The organism is Heliomarina sp. (assembly GCF_052826185.1).
The window spans coordinates 475,137-492,567 of the sequence record NZ_JBRBUI010000045.1 but is presented as its reverse complement, the minus strand read 5'-3'; the positions used below and the strand labels follow the sequence as shown (position 1 = coordinate 492,567).

Annotated in this window: 21 protein-coding genes and 1 pseudogene; 11 read left to right on the top strand and 11 right to left on the bottom strand. The window is 61.3% G+C overall.

From position 1 onward, the window contains the following. Positions 1–17: 17 nt before the first annotated feature. Entirely contained in the window at positions 18–272 is a 255-nt protein-coding gene (locus tag ACU0FH_RS14650) for a hypothetical protein (RefSeq protein ID WP_446195390.1), read from the bottom strand. A gap of 335 nt (positions 273–607) precedes the next feature. Next, positions 608–1,144: a hypothetical protein gene (locus tag ACU0FH_RS14645; protein WP_446195389.1), complete on the bottom strand. Its 537-nt coding sequence runs from the start codon at positions 1,142–1,144 to the stop codon at positions 608–610. 423 nt (positions 1,145–1,567) lie between these two features. On the opposite strand from ACU0FH_RS14645, the gene ACU0FH_RS14640 reads away from it, so the two are divergent. From ACU0FH_RS14640 to ACU0FH_RS14620, 5 genes are all read left to right on the top strand, one after another. Then, positions 1,568–1,816: a hypothetical protein gene (locus ACU0FH_RS14640; protein WP_088635153.1), complete on the top strand. Its 249-nt coding sequence runs from the start codon at positions 1,568–1,570 to the stop codon at positions 1,814–1,816. Between the two features lie 82 nt (positions 1,817–1,898). After that, a complete protein-coding gene (locus ACU0FH_RS14635; protein WP_446195388.1) occupies positions 1,899–2,540 on the top strand; it encodes an SDR family NAD(P)-dependent oxidoreductase in 642 nt (213 codons plus the stop codon). A gap of 103 nt (positions 2,541–2,643) precedes the next feature. Continuing rightward, the gene (gene surE / locus ACU0FH_RS14630; RefSeq protein ID WP_446195387.1) at positions 2,644–3,426 is read left to right on the top strand and encodes a 5'/3'-nucleotidase SurE; all 783 of its coding nucleotides are present in this window, start codon (positions 2,644–2,646) and stop codon (positions 3,424–3,426) included. Continuing rightward, positions 3,423–4,073: a protein-L-isoaspartate(D-aspartate) O-methyltransferase gene (locus ACU0FH_RS14625; protein ID WP_088635155.1), complete on the top strand. Its 651-nt coding sequence runs from the start codon at positions 3,423–3,425 to the stop codon at positions 4,071–4,073. Before surE ends, ACU0FH_RS14625 begins: the two co-directional genes overlap by 4 nt. 75 nt (positions 4,074–4,148) lie before the next feature. After that, positions 4,149–5,327 carry a LysM peptidoglycan-binding domain-containing protein gene (locus ACU0FH_RS14620; RefSeq protein WP_446195386.1) on the top strand — a complete coding sequence of 393 codons (1,179 nt, stop codon included), beginning with the start codon at positions 4,149–4,151 and terminating at the stop codon, positions 5,325–5,327. A gap of 17 nt (positions 5,328–5,344) precedes the next feature. Here the strand turns inward: ACU0FH_RS14620 and ACU0FH_RS14615 are convergent, their stop codons facing one another. The 5 genes from ACU0FH_RS14615 to ACU0FH_RS14595 are packed head-to-tail and all read right to left on the bottom strand — an operon-like array spanning position 5,345 to position 8,272. After that, the gene (locus tag ACU0FH_RS14615) at positions 5,345–5,800 is read right to left on the bottom strand and encodes a GFA family protein (protein WP_446195385.1); all 456 of its coding nucleotides are present in this window, start codon (positions 5,798–5,800) and stop codon (positions 5,345–5,347) included. A 26-nt stretch (positions 5,801–5,826) separates the two neighbouring features. Further along, on the bottom strand, positions 5,827–6,669 hold the full coding sequence (locus tag ACU0FH_RS14610) for an ATP-binding protein (protein ID WP_446195384.1): 843 nt from the start codon (positions 6,667–6,669) through the stop codon (positions 5,827–5,829). Beyond that, positions 6,666–7,559, bottom strand: a complete 894-nt coding sequence (tatC, locus tag ACU0FH_RS14605) for a twin-arginine translocase subunit TatC (RefSeq protein ID WP_238369533.1) — start codon at positions 7,557–7,559, stop codon at positions 6,666–6,668. Before tatC ends, ACU0FH_RS14610 begins: the two co-directional genes overlap by 4 nt. A gap of 5 nt (positions 7,560–7,564) precedes the next feature. After that, complete coding sequence (gene tatB / locus ACU0FH_RS14600) at positions 7,565–8,047, bottom strand: Sec-independent protein translocase protein TatB (protein ID WP_446195383.1); 483 nt, start codon at positions 8,045–8,047, stop codon at positions 7,565–7,567. A 6-nt stretch (positions 8,048–8,053) separates the two neighbouring features. Beyond that, a complete protein-coding gene (locus tag ACU0FH_RS14595) occupies positions 8,054–8,272 on the bottom strand; it encodes a twin-arginine translocase TatA/TatE family subunit (RefSeq protein ID WP_446195382.1) in 219 nt (72 codons plus the stop codon). Between the two features lie 222 nt (positions 8,273–8,494). Between ACU0FH_RS14595 and ACU0FH_RS14590 the strand changes: the two genes are divergently transcribed. Continuing rightward, positions 8,495–9,154 carry a helix-turn-helix transcriptional regulator gene (locus tag ACU0FH_RS14590; protein WP_446195380.1) on the top strand — a complete coding sequence of 220 codons (660 nt, stop codon included), beginning with the start codon at positions 8,495–8,497 and terminating at the stop codon, positions 9,152–9,154. Positions 9,155–9,243: 89 nt separating this feature from the next. Here the strand turns inward: ACU0FH_RS14590 and ACU0FH_RS14585 are convergent, their stop codons facing one another. Genes ACU0FH_RS14585 through ACU0FH_RS14575 form a run of 3 tightly spaced genes read right to left on the bottom strand, consistent with a single transcriptional unit; the run spans position 9,244 to position 12,319 of the window. After that, a complete protein-coding gene (locus ACU0FH_RS14585) occupies positions 9,244–10,365 on the bottom strand; it encodes an ABC transporter ATP-binding protein (protein ID WP_446195379.1) in 1,122 nt (373 codons plus the stop codon). Between the two features lie 48 nt (positions 10,366–10,413). Further along, positions 10,414–11,538 carry a hypothetical protein gene (locus ACU0FH_RS14580; protein WP_446195377.1) on the bottom strand — a complete coding sequence of 375 codons (1,125 nt, stop codon included), beginning with the start codon at positions 11,536–11,538 and terminating at the stop codon, positions 10,414–10,416. 1 nt (position 11,539) lies between these two features. Further along, on the bottom strand, positions 11,540–12,319 hold the full coding sequence (locus tag ACU0FH_RS14575) for an SDR family oxidoreductase (protein ID WP_446195376.1): 780 nt from the start codon (positions 12,317–12,319) through the stop codon (positions 11,540–11,542). A gap of 142 nt (positions 12,320–12,461) precedes the next feature. Between ACU0FH_RS14575 and ACU0FH_RS14570 the strand changes: the two genes are divergently transcribed. Continuing rightward, positions 12,462–13,019, top strand: a complete 558-nt coding sequence (locus ACU0FH_RS14570; protein ID WP_446195375.1) for a hypothetical protein — start codon at positions 12,462–12,464, stop codon at positions 13,017–13,019. On the opposite strand, the gene ACU0FH_RS14565 is transcribed toward ACU0FH_RS14570, so the two are convergent. After that, a complete protein-coding gene (locus ACU0FH_RS14565) occupies positions 13,016–13,456 on the bottom strand; it encodes a BrnA antitoxin family protein (protein WP_446195374.1) in 441 nt (146 codons plus the stop codon). The genes ACU0FH_RS14570 and ACU0FH_RS14565 overlap by 4 nt on opposite strands. A gap of 208 nt (positions 13,457–13,664) precedes the next feature. Here ACU0FH_RS14565 and ACU0FH_RS14560 point away from each other — a divergent pair, with 208 nt between their 5' ends. From ACU0FH_RS14560 to ACU0FH_RS14545, 4 genes and pseudogenes are all read left to right on the top strand, one after another. Next, the gene (locus tag ACU0FH_RS14560; protein WP_446195616.1) at positions 13,665–15,272 is read left to right on the top strand and encodes a peptide chain release factor 3; all 1,608 of its coding nucleotides are present in this window, start codon (positions 13,665–13,667) and stop codon (positions 15,270–15,272) included. A gap of 102 nt (positions 15,273–15,374) precedes the next feature. Continuing rightward, positions 15,375–16,346, top strand: a complete 972-nt coding sequence (locus tag ACU0FH_RS14555; RefSeq protein ID WP_446195372.1) for a calcium-binding protein — start codon at positions 15,375–15,377, stop codon at positions 16,344–16,346. 11 nt (positions 16,347–16,357) lie between these two features. Next, a pseudogene (locus ACU0FH_RS14550) lies at positions 16,358–16,654 on the top strand (glycosyltransferase family 2 protein); the annotation flags it as partial. Between the two features lie 225 nt (positions 16,655–16,879). Continuing rightward, positions 16,880–17,344 carry a hypothetical protein gene (locus ACU0FH_RS14545; protein WP_446195371.1) on the top strand — a complete coding sequence of 155 codons (465 nt, stop codon included), beginning with the start codon at positions 16,880–16,882 and terminating at the stop codon, positions 17,342–17,344. Positions 17,345–17,431 lie beyond the last annotated feature (87 nt).

Here is a 17,431-nt window from a genome sequence, read left to right as displayed (position 1 = left end):
TCGGAAGAGTTCAACCGTCAGGTCTTTTGGTCGTCTTCCTCTTTCTCGGCATTGCGCTCATTGTAGTCGCTGGGATCAAACTCTTCGATATCATAGGCCTCTTCGTCTTCCGCAATCCCGGTCACATGTGTCGTGCCGGTCTCTTCGTCATAGACAAGGCCGTAATTCGCGCGGCCGTCGGCCTTGTAGCGCCGAAACTCGTGGATCCCGGCATAGACAAAGGCCGCGGCGAATGGCGTGATGATAAGGGCGGCGATTGTTTGAGCTTCCATGGAAGTCTCCTTCTGCCTGTTCGGTCGACGTCTCTCGGGGCACCGTATCTCCGGGCTCAACCGGGCCAGTCCCATCCTGCGTCGCTGTGTATATGAATAAAAGCTGGCTCATACCTCTGATTTGTCAATCTGCGCGTAGATTCCAGCTACCAAGGCCCATCCAATCAAGTGAAAAAGGGCTTGCATGATCAGAGTGGCGGAGGATTGCGGATAGATAACGTCGGAGGTGGCGAAAGTATTCGGTCGGTCCCTCGTAGCCTTCCCAGCGGATCGCAGGTATGGCGACGTCGCCAGAAGGCACTATGACATCATGTGAATGACCGCTTAATATCTGTTCAGCAACTGGCTCCGTTTTCTTCCCATTCAACGAATTTCGTCTCACCAAAAGACCAAATGAACAGTTTTCCGTCTCTGGAGGCAGTTGCGTGCGGTATGTAAAACATCCGCTCATCCGAATGAAGCGCCAGACCGGCCTTTCGTGCGCGCAAGGCGATAAACTCTCGGGGTTCGATACATTTCAGGCCCTGTTTCTCTGCATCCTGTGCCATGGCCCATCTCCAACTTATCTCAGCGCTCACAGCGACAACCAAATAGGTGGAGAAGCAGGAGAGTAGTGCGAACATAATGGCGGACCAGATTGTATGTTTGCGCAGGACCGTAAAGAGCAAGAAGCAAAGATAGGTCATTATCCCGAGCCAGGCCGGAATCGCTAAGACTTCGTATTTTTCAGCTTCTGTGACAATTAAAAACGGGACTGCCAAAAGCCCTACGCCAAGGGTGAAAACGACGAATAGCAAGCTCAGGGGAAATGCGAACAAGGTAACGATGCATAGAGTGAGGTAGTTCAAAAGAACCGGAATCGTATTTCCCAAGGATGACGTCCTTTTCGAAACGTAAAGCCGAACCAGAAGCTCATTGGCGGTAATAGGATCGCAGTCATGCAGCTATCACTTTCTTGCAATTGCCAGACAACATTCTTCGCCGTCGCCGGAAGCGAAATGATCCGCGTGGCACAAAGGTCCCGTATTCCGGGCCGGTTTCAATAGAGTTACTTTCAAAGCAATCACAGCGATCCGCACCCAGTCGACGACCGGCCAACTGTGGGCCAGAACAGGAAGCAAGCATTGTTCTTTCGTCCAGCGCAGCCCCAAGACCCAAGCCGACGGCCGGTGCAGGAGATACCCCATAAGCAAGCTTCAGCCGAGCCAGCCGGGATGACGCGGCCTCCCCCTTTAACCCAGGATTAATCTTTGAGAAGAGGAGCGCGCAAACGACTCTCTCCCTCATAGGTTTCCATGCCCTCGACATCCGCCCTCGTCGCGCAGACCGCGACCGAGAAGAATGCCCTTCCTTCTGCCGATATCACAGTTATCGGAACTCTGACCTCTCCGAAGGGCGATATTGCCCTCCTGCGTACCCGCAACGGGCGCATTCACCGCGTGCAACGGGGGGATACGGTGTCGGGTCACACGGTTGCTGTCATCACCGAGGGGCAGGTTCACCTCGTGCAGCGCAACATCGCAAAGGTCTACGCGATCCCCTGATCCGGCCCGTTGCGGCATTGGTGGGGCGAAACCGGCGCGGCAGGTCTTGACCTTGCCGGAAATCGCGCCCAAACCCGCGCGCATGACAAAAACAGCCCTGATCACCGGTGCCTCGCGCGGGCTTGGCGCCGCCCTTGCCGAGGCGCTCGCCCCGACCCATCACATCATCGCCGTGGCGCGCACCACCGGCGCGCTCGAAGAGCTGGATGACCGCATCAAGGCGAAAGGCGGCAGCGCCACGCTGGCGCCGATGGACATCACGGTTCCGCAAGCGATGGCGACGCTTTGCCGGGGCATTCACGACCGGTGGGGCACGCTCGATCTCTGGCTGCATACGGCGATCCACGCGGCGCCGCTGTCGCCTGCGCATTTCACCGATACCCGCGACTGGGAGAAATCCATCGCCGTGAACGCGACCGCGACCTCGGTGCTGATCCCCTATATCACGCCGCTCTTGTCCCCCGAGAGCCAGGCGGTGTTCTTCGACGACCCGCGCGCGGGCGAGAAGTTCTTTGCCACCTACGGCGCGACCAAGGCGGCGCAGATCGCGATGGCGAAAAGCTGGCAGGCCGAAACCGTCAAGACCGGCCCCCGCGTCCATGTGCTGACCCCCGCGCCGATGCCCACCGCCACCCGCGCGCGCTTTTTCCCCGGCGAAGATCGCGACGCGCTTGCCAACCCGGCTGACGAGGCCGCGCGGCTGCTTGGCGAACTGAGTCTCTGACGACACGGCGCCTGTGAAACAAGGGCCGCGCCCACCTGTCGCGCGGCTCTTCACTTGCTCCGCCATGCCCGCTCGCCTATCAAGGCGCGAAAAGGGGCAGGCCATGCGAATTCTCATCACCAATGACGACGGTATCCAGGCGCGCGGACTGAAAGCGCTCGACAAGATCGCGCATGAACTGGCCGGGCCGGATGGCGAAGTCTGGACCGTGGCGCCCGCGTTCGAGCAATCCGGCGTGGCCCATTGCATCAGCTACACGCACCCCATGCTGCTCGCCAAGATGGACGAGCGCCGCTTTACCACCGAGGGATCGCCCGCCGATTGCGTGCTCGCCGCGCTGCACGAGGTGATGATCGACTCGCCCCCCGATCTGGTTCTGTCGGGCGTGAACCGGGGCAACAACTCGGCCGAGAACGCGCTTTATTCCGGCACGCTGGGCGGCGCGATGGAGGCCGCCCTGCAGGGGCTGCCCGCGATTGCGCTCTCGCAATACCTTGGCCCTAAGATTTTCGAGGCCGAGAACATGTTCGAAGCGGCCGAGCAGCACGGCGCCGATGTGATCCGCAAGATCCTTGCCAACACGCCCTGCACCGGCGAAGACTACCGGCTGTTCTACAATGTGAATTTCCCCCCCGTCGCCGGGGCCGAGGTCAAGGGCATCCGCGCCACCACGCAGGGTTTCCGTCCCGATACCACCTTTTCGGTCGAGCCGCATAACTCCCCGTCGGGCAAGCGTTTTCTCTGGATCAAGGGCAGCCAGCAACACGTCAACACGGCGCCCGGCAGCGATGCACAGGCCAACCTCGACGGCTATATCTCGGTCACCCCGATGCGCGCGGATCTCACGGCCCATGACGCGCTCGATGCGCTGAAAGCGATTGAATGAGCGGCACCGACCCGGAAACCAAGATGCAGTTTCTCTATGCCTTGCGCTCGCGCGGGGTCACCGACAAACGCGTGCTGAACGCGATGGAAACCATCGACCGGGGCATGTTCATTACCGGGCTTTTCGCCGAACGCGCCTATGAGGACACGCCGCTGCCCATCGCCTGCGGGCAGACGATTTCGCAGCCTTCGGTCGTGGGCCTGATGACACAGGCGCTGCAGATCAATCCGCGCGACAAGGTGCTCGAGGTCGGTACCGGTTCGGGCTATCAGGCGGCGATCCTGTCTCGCCTCGCCCGCCGGGTCTATACGGTCGACCGCCACGCCCGGCTGGTACGCGAGGCGAACGAGGTTTTCTCGCAGCTCGGCTTTGTGAATATCACCGCGATGACGGCGGATGGCTCACACGGCCTGCCCGATCAGGCGCCGTTTGACCGGATTCTGGTCACCGCCGCCGCCGAAGACCCGCCCGGACCGCTCTTGGCTCAGCTCAAGATCGGGGGTATCATGGTCGTACCGGTCGGCCAGTCCGACGCGGTGCAGACGCTGATCCGGGTCCGTCGCGGCGAAGACGGGTTCGATTATGACGAAATTCGCCCCGTCCGCTTTGTCCCCCTCCTTGAAGGTCTGGGCAAGGACGGTACATAAGCGGTACACGAGACCGAAAGCATATGTGCTGCGACCTCCCGGCGAAACAGGGGGGCGCATGTTGAGGAAGCCGAGATGACCAAGTCCACAGGACGCCCTTCATTCCGAATTCTGACCGCCGTTTCCCTGCTTGCCCTGCTCGCAGCCTGCGACGAGCCGCTCGATTTCGACATGCGCGGCAAGATCGGAGCGTTTTCGACGGCCCCCGCGGCCCAGTCGGCAACCGGCACCCGCCCCGCCGCGGACAATCGCGGCGTGATCTCATATCCGAATTATCAGGTGGCCGTGGCGCGTCGCGGCGATACGGTGACCGCCGTGGCCAACCGGGTCGGCCTGCCCGCCTCGGAACTGGCGCGCTACAACGGCCTGACGCCGGGCGATACCCTGCGCGACGGTGAGGTTCTTGCCCTGCCGTCCCGAGTCGCCGAACCCTCGGCCGCGACCGGCGTGGATATTGCCAGCCTTGCAGGGAGCGCTATCGACGCCTCACCCAGCACAAGCAATTCGGTCCAGACCACCGCCCTGCCCCCGGCAGCCGCGTCCAAACCCGCACAGGTGCAGACCGCCGAGCCGGTGCGCCACCGCGTGGCACGCGGTGAAACCGCCTATACCATCGCGCGGCTTTACAATGTGCCGGTCAAGTCGCTGGCCGAATGGAACGGGCTTGGCTCCGATTTCTCGATCCGCGAAGGCCAGTACCTGATGATCCCCGTGGCCGGTGCCGCCGCGCCGAAACCCGCGCCGATCGTCGCCGATACCACGGTGACCGAACCGGGCGAAGGCAGCCCGACACCGCTGCCCCCGAGCGCAGCCAAACCGCTGCCGGCTGAAAAGGTCGCGCCGCGCACCGAAGAGGTCGCCCAGACTGTCACCATCGACAAGCCCACCAAAAATCCCGCGTCGAATGCCGCGATGGGCATGCCGGTGCAGGGCAAGATCATCCGCACCTATTCCAAGGGCAAGAACGAAGGCATCGACATTGCGGCCAGCCCCGGCTCTCCCGTCAATGCCGCCGCCGATGGCAGCGTTGCCGCGATCACGTCAAGCGCCGATCAGGTGCCCATCGTGGTCGTGCGTCATCCCGACAACCTGCTGACCGTTTATGCCAATGTCGAAGGCATCAAGGTCAAAAAGGGCGATACGGTGAAACGTGGCCAGCAATTGGCCGAACTGCGCGGCGGCGACAATGCCTATGTGCATTTCGAAGTCCGCAACGGGTTCGACAGCGTCAATCCGCAGCCCTACCTCGAATAAGGCCCCGGCGGGCGCTTTCAGCCCGCCTGAGCATACTCCGCAACCAGCGTCTTGAACTGCTCCCTCGGTGGGAAGCCCTCAAAGCTGTGCTTGGCCGGGGTCTTGGCCCATGCCAGCTTTTCCTTTGTCACCGTTTCGATAAAGGGCGTGAACCATGACATGTCGTCCAGCATTGTCGGATGCACGTTGACGAAGACATCGTTTCCGGCGATCCGCGTGAACATCCATGCCTTGCAGTCCGGACAGCACATATGGCTCAGCGCCTCGCTGGGCGCTCCGCCGACCACCGGCTCTCCGTCGATAACCTCAAAGGCCCCGACCGGGAACATGGCGGTCAGGGAATAGGCGCTCGCGGCCATCTTCTGACATCCAACGCAGTGACAGGCCGCTGTCATCATCGGCTTGGCCGTGACCCTGATCCGCACCTTGCCGCAGCGGCAGGAACCTTCCATCGGTAGTGACATTTCCCCCATTGCGCTCCCCTCCTCCGGTTTCGCCTTTACCCGATACGTACCCCGTGACGCCCCGCGAGGTCGACAAAGAACTGCCATGCCACCCGGCCCGAACGTGATCCGCGCGTGGCCTGCCATTCAATCGCCTCGGCGCGCAGATCATCCGGGGCCACGTCGACGCCATGCTCCGCGCAATACCGATCGATCATCGCAAGGTATTCGTCCTGCGAACAGGGATGGAAGCCCAGCCACAGCCCGAACCGGTCGGAAAGCGAAACCTTCTCCTCGACCGCTTCCGACGGGCTGATCGCGCTTGAGCGTTCGTTCTCGATCATGTCGCGAGGCATCAGGTGGCGCCGGTTCGAGGTGGCATAAAGAACCACGTTATCCGGCCGCCCCTCGATGCCGCCATCCAGCACCGCCTTGAGCGACTTGTAATGCTCGTCATCATGGCTGAACGACAGGTCATCGCAGAACAGCACGAACCGCTGCGGCGCTTCCCTCAGGTGCGTGAGCAGACGTCCGACCGATGGCAGATCTTCGCGTTGCAGCTCGACCAGTTTAAGATCCGGATTTTCCGCGCAAACCTCTGCATGGATCGCCTTGACAAGGCTCGACTTTCCCATGCCCCGCGCGCCCCAGAGCAGCGCGTTATTGGCAGCGAACCCCTTGGCGAACCGCCGCGTGTTGTCCAGCAGCGTGTCGCGCGACCGGTCGATCCCGACCAAAAGGTCCAGCCCCACCCGGTTGACCACCGGCACCGGCACCAGCCGCTCCGGGTCCACGTGCCACACGAAAGCGGGCGCGCCGCTGAAATCCGGTGCCGGCAGCGGCGCCGGAGACATCCTCTCAAGCGCCGCCGCAATTCTCGTCAGTTGTACTTCACTCACTTGCCGTCTTCCCGCTCTTCGTCGAATTCAGCGGCAAGCGGGTCGTCGAACTCTTCTTCATCGTCGTAATAGCCCTGCGCCCGCAGCTCGGCCTCACGCTTGGTCTCGACCCGGCGCACAAGGAATATCGAAATCTCGTAAAGCCCGTAGACCACCACAAACAGGATGACCTGCGTGATCACGTCCGGCGGCGTCACCAGCGCGGCCAGCACGAGGATGGCCACCACCGCATATTTGCGCACGCCCTTAAGCCCGTCCGCGCTCACCAGCCCGGCCTTGCCCATCAGGGTCAGCAGCACCGGCAGCTGGAAACACAGGCCAAAGGCCACGATGAATTTCACGGTCAGGTTCAGGTATTCCTGCGCCGAGCCCTGGAACACCACGCTCAGCCCCGGCTGCGCCATCTCTGGCTGTGCCACGACCGCCTCGCCCTCAGCGCCGAACTGCTGAAAACCAAGGAAGAAATCATAGGCCAGCGGTGTCACCACGTAAAAGGCAAAGGACGCCCCCAGCAGGAACATGAAAGGCGACGCGATCAGGAAGGGCAGGAAAGCGCCCTTTTCGGACTTGTAAAGCCCGGGCGCCACAAAGCGCCACATCTGCAACCCGATATAGGGAAAGGCGAGGATGAACCCGCCCAGAAGCGAGATCTTGATCGCAACGAAAAAGCCTTCCTGCGGGCTGATGAAGATCAGGTCGCAATCCTGTCCGCGCGTGGCCAGTACCTCGCAAAGCGGGTTGGTCAGGAAATTGAACAGCGGCGTCGCCACGGTGAAACAGATCACCATGCCAACGACAAAGGCGACGACCGAATGGATCAGCCGGTTGCGCAGTTCCGCAAGGTGTTCGATCAGCGGCGCTGCGCTGTCGTCGATGTCGTCATTCGCCATCTGGCTCATTCTTTGGGTCCGGTTGGTTCAGGGCTGGCCGTCTCTGCGGTCACATCGGCCTCGGCCGCATCCGCCTGAGCTGCCGCTTCGGCCGCTTCGCGCGACTTGCGCTCGGCCGCGGCCCGCGCGGTGGCTGCCTTGATCTTCTTCGCGTTCTCGTCCCGGTCCGCGGCCAGCTTGCCGGTCTCGCTCCCGGGTTTGTATTTCTTGGGATCGAACCCGCTTGTCAGATCGCGGGTCGCATCCTTGACGCTGTCCATCGCGCTCGCCATCGGGTTGGAGGCGGTCTTGAGCCCCTTGGCGATGTCGCGCACGCCAGATTCATCCGCCGCATCCTCCATCGCCCGCGAGAACTCCCGCGCCATACCCTTGGCCTTGCCGACAAAGCGGCCGACGTTCCGGAACAGCACTGGCAAATCCTTGGGCCCCACCACGATCAGTGCCACAACGCCGATCAGCAGAAGCTCCGTCCAACCCAGATCGAACATGTCAGATCAGACCTTGTCTTTTTCCGCGTCCGTCGGCGTCACGTCCTTGGCCGCCAGTTCATCCTGTTCCTCGATCTCTTTCGAGCCATCGGAAACGCCCCTCTTGAAAGCGGTGATTCCCTTGCCAACTTCGCCCATGAGCGAGCTGATCTTGCCGCGTCCGAACAGCACCAGCACCACGACCGCGATAAGCAGAAGGCCCGGAAGGCCAATATTATTCAACATGTTCAACTCCTTGTCAGTTCTTATTCGCCTCGTGCCGCAGATCGCGCAGGGGCGTGTTCGGCATCGTTTCTAAATCCGCCCCAGCGCCGGGAAAAGCGCAAACCCGACCGGAGACGCCCCGCCCAAGCCGGTTTTCCGCCGCCTCCCCCTCCCGAAATCGAAACTGACATGTTTTTGTCAGTTGCACTCGACTTCCTGACCCCTTCGGCACAGAATGCCCCCATGTCCCGCGCCGACCGCCTCTTTCAACTCCTAGGCATCCTGCATGACGGCAGGCTGCATCGCGCCGCCGATCTCGCCACCCGCCTCGGCGTCTCGCAGCGGAGCATCTACCGCGATATGGAAACGCTTGCGAAAAGCGGCGCGGCCATCACCGGCACACGCGGCACCGGCTACCGGCTCGGCGATGAAATCCTGCTGCCGCCGCTGAAACTCGCCCCGCCAGAACTCGAAGCGCTCCATCTCGCCCTCGCCATCGTCGCCGAATCGAGCGATCCCGACTTGTCGGCCCATGCCCGCACCCTCGCCCAAAAAATCGACGCCGCCCTGCCCGAGGAACAGACCGCCCCCGCTGATGCTTGGAAAACTGCCGCCCTCCCGGCCGCCCGCGCCGCCCGGAGTTTTTCGCATCTCCCCGCCCTGCGCAGCGCCATCCGCGCCCGCCAGAAACTGCAAGTGACCGAAACCGGCCAGCAGCCCGAAACCATCCGCCCGCTCAGGCTCGAAAACTGGGGTCGCAACTGGATTCTCACCGGCTGGAGCGAGACATCGAACCGTTTCACGCAGATCCGCACCGACCTGATCGAAACCGCCACGCCGCTGCCGGAACTCTTCGTTGACGAACCGGGCCGGCAGCTCTCCGATTTCAACGCCGCCGATTAACGCCAGCCCCGCTGACCGGACGCATTCCCTCTCTCTTCTTTGGGTCAAAAATATCCCCGCCGGGGGCATGGCCCATCGGGCCATTCATCTCACGTGGCGGCGGGAAACACGAAACAACGATCACGCGGAACGGTCAGCCACATCACCTTGCCGGGCTTGGGCAGGAAAACATTCGGCACGGTGGCTTTCAGCACCGACCCGTCGAAATCCATCACGAATTCGACCAGCGATTCATGCCCCATGAAACGCGACCGCTTGACCACGCCCCGCGCCGCCACACCGTCGGTCTCGGTCGGGCGCGGACCGTTGCCGCCCCGGTCGAAATCGATGCGCACATGCTGCGGGCGGAACACGATATCGACCATCGTCCCATCCGCCACGCCCGGCGCAAGAAACTGGCCAAAGGCGGTTTCGGCCAGCGCGCCCGTCACCTCGGCCTGCAACACATTGGCATCGGAAAAGAAGGACACCGCCGCCCGGTCGACAGGGCGGTTGTATACATTGTACGGCGCGCCCTGCTGAACGATCTTTCCGGCACGCATCAGCGCGATCTCGTCGGCCATGCGCATCGCCTCGTCCGGCTCATGGGTGACCAGCAACACGGCGGTATCCTCGTCCTTGAGCACACCAAGGGTCTCATCCCGGATGCCATCGCGCAGCCGGTTGTCCAACCCGGAAAACGGCTCGTCCATCAGCATGATGCGGGGACGCGGCGCGAGCGCGCGGGCCAGCGCAACGCGCTGCTGCTCACCGCCGGAAAGTTCATGCGGGTAGCCATCGATATGGCGCAGCAGGTCGACCCGTTCCAGCAGGCTTTCGACCCGGGCGCGCTTTTTCTCGCGCGACGCGCCGCGCAGACCGAATGCCACGTTATCGGCGACGCTCAGATGCGGGAAGAGCGCGAAATCCTGGAACATCAGCCCGATGCCGCGCCGCTCGGGCGGCACCCGGTAATGGGTGTCGCAGACCAGCTTGCCATCCACCCAGATTTCGCCGCTGTCCTGCATTTCGACCCCGGCGATGATCCGCAGCGTCGTGGATTTGCCACAGCCCGATGGCCCCAGAAGACAGGTCACCTGTCCCGGCAGGATGGTCAGCGACACATCATCCACCACCACGCGCCCCTCGTAGCGGCGCACAAGGTTGCGGATTTCCAGCCGGGGTTGGGTCTTCAGGTCTTGCAAGCGGGCCTCACTGGCGGTGCCGAGCATTTCTGTCGGGTAGAGGCGCGGATAGCAACCCGCAAGCCCCCGCGCAAGTCACTCCGCCGCAGGCAAGAGCGTGAAATCCGCCCGCGCGCACAGCTTTCCGTTCACCTGCATCCCCACCGCATGGCGTCCAGGGCTCAGCCGAAAGGTGGTCGCGTCCCCCTTCAGCCGATGACTCTTTTGCAGGATCAAAGGTTTTCCGGCTGTCAGCTTGCCCTGTTTGAGCTTGAACACCTTGGACCGCTGGCCTCCATCCGGCTTGACGAACCAGATGATGTAATCGACCAGCACCGGCATAGCCTGCGCGCCCGTGATCTCGCACCCGATGTCGAGCGCCTCGCCGATGCGCAGGCTGTCTCGCCCCAGCCGCAGCTTGCATTCCAGATCGGCCTCGGCGTCAAATCCCAGCATCTCAAGCGCGCCGGGATGCCCCGCCTTGATCAGCCCCCGCAGCGCATGGGCCGTCATCCAGGCCAGCTCCTTATCCGCCTGACGTCCTTGGTCCCGCCAATCCGCCAGCCGCGCCAGAACCAGATCCGGTTCCTTCTTGGTGATGTCGTTGAGATGGTTCGCGACCGAACGGGTCACGAAACGCGTCGGGTCGCCATGTAGCCGATCCAGCAGCGGCAGGCCCGCATCAAGCGGCAGCGACACGCCCTGCCCCCAAGGCAGACGCGGCCGCGTCCCTTCACTCACCAGCCGCCGCACATGGTAGTGATCGTCTTCGGCCCAGCCCTCCAGCCGGGCCAGCACAAGATCTGGCCAGCGGTTCAGAAAGGGCCGGATCGCCCATTCCATCGAAAATCGCTGCGTAATCTCGCGCAGCAGGTCCAGCCCGCGATCCGGGTCTTCCAGCCCGGTGTTCACCACCCATTCGCCTAGCGGCGCAAAGATGAAACTACCGAAATCATCGTCGCTTTTCGTCGGGTCCAGCGGCGACGGCAGCGCATTTCTTATCGCCGGACCAACCACTGAAAGATCGCCCGGAATGGCCTCTTCCAGACATTCCGCGATCCATGCGATGCGCGCTTTCAGCTCCAGCTCGGGCAGGCGTTCCATCACCCGCGCTTCGAACCGTGCCGCCCCAAACCCCGGCGCGTCGGAAAAAAGGCCCGCCAGATAGCGGACCCTTTCAAGGTTGAACAACTGGTCTTTCAGGGAAAAACCGCTCGCCATGTCAGATCGTGATGTTCGAGGCCCCGCCATCGATCAGCAGGTTCTGACCAATGATGAACTTCGCCTGCTGCGAGCAGAGAAAGGCGCAGGCCGCACCGAAATCTTCTGCGGTGCCATAGGCGCGGGCCGGGATCGTCGCCTGACGCCGGGCGCGGGCCTCTTCCATCGAGATATTCTGTTCACGGCTCACACCGCCATCAAGCGATTCGGCGCGGTCGGTGTCATGGATGCCCGGCAGAATGTTGTTGATGCAAACCCCCTTGGGCGCCACCTGCCGCGAGGTACCTGCGACATATCCCGTTAACCCGGCGCGCGCGGAATTGGACAGGCCAAGCACGCCGATCGGCGCGCGCACCGACTGGCTGGTGATATTCACCACCCGGCCCCAGCCACGATCCATCATCCCCGGCAACAGCGCCTTCATGAAAGCGATCGGCGTCAGCATGTTCGCATCCAGCGCCTTGATGAAATCGTCACGATCCCAGTCGCTCCAGAGGCCCGGAGGCGGTCCGCCCGCATTGGTCACGAGGATATCGACCTGCCCGGCCACTTCGAGAACCTGCGCCTGCCCCTCGGGCGTGGTCACGTCGCAGGCAACGGTTTCCACATTGACGCCGAAATCCTCGCGGATCGCCGAGGCTGATGCTTCGAGAGCCTCTGCCCCGCGGGCGTTCATGACAAGATCGACGCCGGCCTCGGCCAGAGCGCGCGCGCAGCCCAGACCCAGCCCTTTGCTGCTGGCGCAGACCAATGCCCGTTTACCCTTAATTCCCAAATCCATCGGTTAACTCCTTGTGCACTTTTTAGCAGGACTATCCTCGCAAATGATGTAATGCCAGCTTTTCACCGGTGTCTTGACCACAATAGGTCACATTCATCTCCTAGGAAGAGTGCAACATAAACGACAGACGCAGCCCAAGAAGATGCAGAACTATCCAGAAAGCGCCTTCCAGAACAATGTGATTGCAGCCGATTTCGCGGGTTGCGACCGGCTGTTTACCCAATCCGTTCCGGTTCATGATGCAAGCGCCTTCTGCGCGGTCGAGGGCGTGAACGAAGGGGATTCGCTTTCGGTTCTGGATGAGCTGGTGCCGGACGATGTCTACGTTCTTGCCGCTGGCAGCACCACGTCCAGCCTCGCCTTTCACATGACATCAGGTCACGTGCCGGAAATCGCCGGGTCTTCGGAAACCGGCACCGCCGGAGCATCCCTGCATCTGGATGGCACGGTTACGCTGATGTCTGCGGCGGGGCGGATCGCGCGGGCCATCATCCTCGTCGAAACCGACACGCGCGACCATATCGCGGGAATCTACCTTGCCCCCATCGACCCGATTGCACCCGGCACGCCGTTCAGCATTATCGCGCTGGATCGCCTTTCGACCCGCGCCGCCTTCGATGAGCTGATCGGACATGCAGCAGTCAATCCGGTGATGAAGCCCGCGAAGAACGCCGCGCCTTCCGCCGGTATCCGCGCCTAATCCTCATCCGGCCCGGCATCCTCGCCGTCGTCGTCCGTCGCATCCTCATCCCAGCAGTCCTCCGGCTCTGACTTGCGGGGTTTTCTTCGGGCGCCTTCCTTGATCTCGCGTTCCATCGCTTCGGCCTGCAGCCAGAGCTGAGGAATCGTATCATCCTGAAAATACCGGTCGATTTCGCCCGACAGCAATGCGGTCCAGTACAGCCGCAGCACCATGTTGATACGTGTGCTGTAACCCGGCCCCAACTTGCGGAACCAGCGCACCATGTCGCTGTCGAGCCGAATCGTCACGCGCGTCTTGTGCGGCGTAACCGGGTGCCAATGGTCCAGCGCGTTCCAGTCCACCGGGAGGCTGCGGACCAGCCATTTCTGCTTGATCTCACGCTGAAGCTGCTCAAGCGTCGCCAGCATTTCGCTATGGGCATCCGATTTATTCATCGCGCTCTCCGGTGACTTGGAATCACCCCCGTCTAGAGCGCCAGCGTTAAAGTCGGGCAATGCGAGCGTCCGATGGGTTGCCCGACGGCCTGACAATTCCTTAACGCAAGGCAGGCTGCCGTCCGGTGTACAGGGGGTGTACAGCTTGTGCATCACCAGTGCCGCCGATTTTCTTGCTCTTGGCGAAAACCTTACCTATACGCGCGCTATGCTGGATACCGCTCAAAATCGCCCCGACCTGCCCGCCGAAATTGCCCGGCGGCGCACCTTTGCCATCATCTCGCACCCGGATGCGGGCAAGACCACGCTGACCGAGAAATTCCTCCTTTACGGTGGTGCGATCCAGATGGCCGGACAGGTCCGCGCAAAGGGCGAAGCGCGGCGCACGCGGTCGGACTTCATGCAGATGGAAAAAGACCGCGGGATCTCCGTCTCGGCATCGGCAATGTCTTTCGATTTCAACAACTTCCGCTTCAATCTCGTGGACACGCCCGGCCACTCGGACTTTTCCGAAGACACCTATCGCACGCTGACGGCGGTGGACGCGGCGATCATGGTGATCGACGGCGCGAAGGGCGTGGAAAGCCAGACCCAGAAACTGTTCGAAGTCTGCCGGTTGCGCGACCTGCCGATCCTGACCTTCTGTAACAAGATGGACCGGGAAAGCCGCGACGTCTTTGAGATCATTGACGAAATTCAGGAAAACCTCGCCATCGACGTGACACCGGCAAGCTGGCCAATTGGCCAGGGGCGCGATTTCGTCGGCTGCTACGACATCCTGCGCGACCGGCTTGAACTGATGGACCGCGCCGATCGCAACAAGATCGCGCAAAGCATTGAAATCAAAGGGCTGGATGATCCGAAACTGGCCCAGCACGTTCCCGCTCACCTGCTGGAAAAACTGCAGGAAGAGCTTGAGATGGCGCGCGAACTGCTGCCGCCGCTCGACAAGAAGGCCATGCTCGAAGGCACGCTTACCCCGATCTGGTTCGGCTCGGCGATTAACTCCTTCGGCGTCAAGGAACTGATGGACGGCATCGCCAATTACGGCCCCGAACCGCAGATTCAGGCCGCCACGCCGCGCCAGATTCTTCCTGAAGAATCAAAGGTTTCCGGCTTTGTCTTCAAAGTGCAGGCCAATATGGACCCCAAGCACCGCGACCGCGTTGCATTTGTGCGCATGGCCTCGGGACATTTCAAACGCGGCATGAAGCTGACCCATGTGCGGTCAAAAAAGCCAATGGCAATTTCGAACCCGGTAATGTTTCTCGCTTCCGACCGTGAATTGGCTGAAGAAGCATGGGCTGGCGACATCATCGGCATTCCGAACCACGGCCAGCTTCGCATCGGCGACACGTTAACCGAAGGTGAAGATCTTCGTGTTACTGGTATCCCGTCCTTCGCCCCCGAACTTTTGCAGGGCGTGCGCGCGGGCGACCCGATGAAGGCAAAGCATCTGGAAAAGGCGCTGATGCAGTTTGCCGAGGAAGGTGCCGCAAAAGTGTTCAAGCCCTCGATCGGGTCGGGATTTATTGTCGGCGTCGTCGGAGCCCTGCAATTCGAAGTGCTCGCCAGCCGGATCGAGATGGAATACGGCCTGCCGGTACGCTTTGAACCGTCGCAGTTCACCTCTGCGCGGTGGGTGAACGGTGACAAGCAAGCCATTGAAAAGTTTACCAATGCGAACAAGCAGCATATCGCCACCGACAATGATGGCGACACGGTTTACCTCACACGCCTCCAATGGGACATCGACAGGGTCGAGCGTGACTACCCCGACATCAACCTGACAGCGACCAAGGAAATGATGGTCTGATCGTTTCCAAAGACACTTGCAGGAGGCAAGCAAGCGATTGCAACAACCCTCGCGTGCTGCCATGGTGTTGCCACATTTGCTTTTGTAAACGGGAACGAGAATATGAGTTTGATTGGTAGCACTCTGGAATGGACGACCGTATTCCCAACACGGGACAACGTCTTTTTCGGACCTTACGAGGTGACACCGGGCCCTGGAACCGAAGATTTCGAATTTATCGAAGAAAACGGAATCGACGAAGTCTGGGACATCTCGAAGAACAAGATCGAGATCACATACACCCAGGACGCGCTCGCGGCGAACAAGGATGCGCAGGGCCAGACGGCAACGCATAACGCCGAGATCCTGAGCGATGTCGGCAATACGGTGCAGGATTTCCAAAAAGTAAAGATTCTCTCCAAGCAAACCACGGGACCATGGGACAACTCCATGATCGAGTGGACCGACGATGAGATCGTCATCAATTACATCAATGACGGCGAAGGGATTTCCCTGGTGTCCGGCGATGTTCTGACCCTCAAGGTCGTCTTTGACCGCACCTCCGCTTCGCTCGGCGACGACCTGATGAAGGGCACGGGCGGAAACGACAAGTTCAAGGGTCTCGCCGGCGATGACAAGATCATCGGCCGTGGCGGAGACGACAAGCTGTTTGGCAGCAAGGGTGACGACGTCATCAAGGGAAGCAAAGGCAATGACAAGGTCGTCGGTAACGGCGGCGCGGATTCGCTCTATGGCAATGGCGGCAAGGACAAGCTGGTCGGTGGCAAGGGTAACGATTCCCTGGCCGGGGGCGGCGGTGACGACGTTCTCATCGGCGGCAAAGGCAAAGACGACCTGAAAGGCGGCGGCGGTAACGACAAGTTCGTCTTCAAGAAAGCGACCGGTCGTGACGTGATCGAAGATTTCCAAGACGGCAATGACATGATCGTCTTGAAGAAATGGGGCGTCGACAACTTTGACGACCTCACGATCAAGGATCATGACGACGGTGTCCTTCTGAAAAGCGGCAAGAGCACCATTCTGCTGCAAGACATGGACATTGCCGATATCGGCGCCGATGACTTCATCTTCTAAGGGCCAGTGACCTGGCTGGAAGACCTGAGCAAAAACCGGATGCGGGGCCCCGATGGGGCCTCGTTTCAACTGTAAAGGCCGACGCGTCAGCGATCCTCGGCTTTGCCGCGCATCACCTCGAGCTGGGCTGCCATCGGCTTTACCTTTATCTCGACACCCCCTGCCCCGAAGCCGAACCATTTCTGGCCGAGCACCCCAAGATCCGCGTCATCCAATGCGACGCGCAATACTGGAAAAGACGCGGCATCCAGCGTCCGGCGAAGCATCAGGTCCGCCAGTCCCGCAATGCGACCCATGCCTACCAGCGCAAGCCCGAGGTTGACTGGCTTGCCCATATCGATGTCGATGAATTCCTCTGGCCAGCCGATGACATGGCGAATGCACTTGCCGCCGTGCAAGGGCCCCCGAACGTGGCGCGGGTCCGCCCTGCGGAGTCCCTCGGTGGAAGTTCCAGGCATTTCAAAGCCTTCCTCCCCAATGACGGTAATCGAGACGCAACAGTCGCCGGGCTCTATCCGGAATTCGGCGCTTATGTGAAAGGCGGCTTCCTCAGCCATGTCGTGGGCAAGATCTTTGTCCGGACCGGCCTCGATAACGTGGTATTGCGCATTCACCGCGCCTTTATCGATGCATCGCCCGCCGATGGCACCGAATTGCCCGACGTTGACTTGCTGCACTGCCACGTCGGCGATTGGGAGGATTGGCTGACGGCCTACCGCTACCGCGTCGAAAAAGGCTCTTACCGTGCCGAGCTAAGCCCGGCCCAGCCCCGCGCCCTTGGTGGCGCCACCCTGCACGAGTTGTTTACCTTGCTTGAAGAAGAGGAAGGTATATCCGGCCTCCGCCGTTTCTACGACGAGGTCTGCGCCGATACACCATCGCTGCGCGACCGGCTCTCGGGCCACGGCCTGCTGCTGCACCGCCCGCTTGACCTCGCGGGGGCTATCAACAAACACTTCCCGACATGGCAGGATTGCGTCGCTGACCGTGATAATTGAGCCAGATTGTTTCCGAACAGCCGCCAATGCCCCTGTAAAATAGCAGAAATCCATTGTCGGTTTGACGATCACGCACGATTTTGTTAA